Source organism: Moraxella sp. I5G (assembly GCF_055193055.1).
Genome location: NZ_JBUXLH010000051.1, coordinates 1 through 684 on the forward strand (window position 1 = coordinate 1; position 684 = coordinate 684).

Below are 684 nucleotides of genomic sequence, written 5' to 3' on the forward strand. Positions count from 1 at the left end.
GACCACAGAGAATCAAATTTTAAATTTTTTGGGAAATTACAAAAGTGGGAAAGTCTTTTGACGAAATTATGAGTTATAAACAAACGCCAGTTTTGAATTTGTAACTCGTAATTTCGCCCTTGGCAGGGGGGTAAATTTAGTTTAGTTTGTTTAAAGCTGTTTTAGGGGATTTAGTTATGCAAAAAGTACAATAAATGCAATAATCAATTTTTAAAAATTAAGACAAACTAAATATAAAACGAGAGGCAATGAAGTTGCTTTATATCTTGTGTTTATTTTCTTATTCTGATGATTTCAACAGGAGTCTATGTCGGAAATTTAGAAACTTTATATTGCAAAGAAGAGATAAAAAGGGCAAATAATGGCTACTATAATTTTAATGTCCGTCTTGATGAACATTTAAGAACTGAAGCTACCCAAATTTTGGCAAATTATGGACTTTTACCAATTCAAGCTATTAAATTATTCTTTAATCAAGTGGTTGCGATCCATAAAATTCCTTTATCTTTTGATTGCCATGCAGCAGAAAAACAACTCACTGTAAAATTATTGAATGCAATTTCTGAGCTGGGTTATTTGAGTTTTTTATTCTTACATCACTAATTTTTTTAGTTGATAGTTTTGTGGTGATAGTAAATCCGCAGTATTAGAAAAACTGTCCTATGATTGATTTAAAATATATGT

The 684-nt window shown here is 29.4% G+C and carries 1 protein-coding gene; it reads left to right on the forward strand.

The genetic code is table 11. From position 1 onward, the window contains the following. Positions 1-288 precede the first annotated feature (288 nt). On the forward strand, positions 289-603 hold the full coding sequence (locus ACZBKJ_RS09920) for a type II toxin-antitoxin system RelB/DinJ family antitoxin (RefSeq protein ID WP_463200936.1): 315 nt from the start codon (positions 289-291) through the stop codon (positions 601-603). The last annotated feature ends 81 nt before the right edge of the window (positions 604-684 follow it).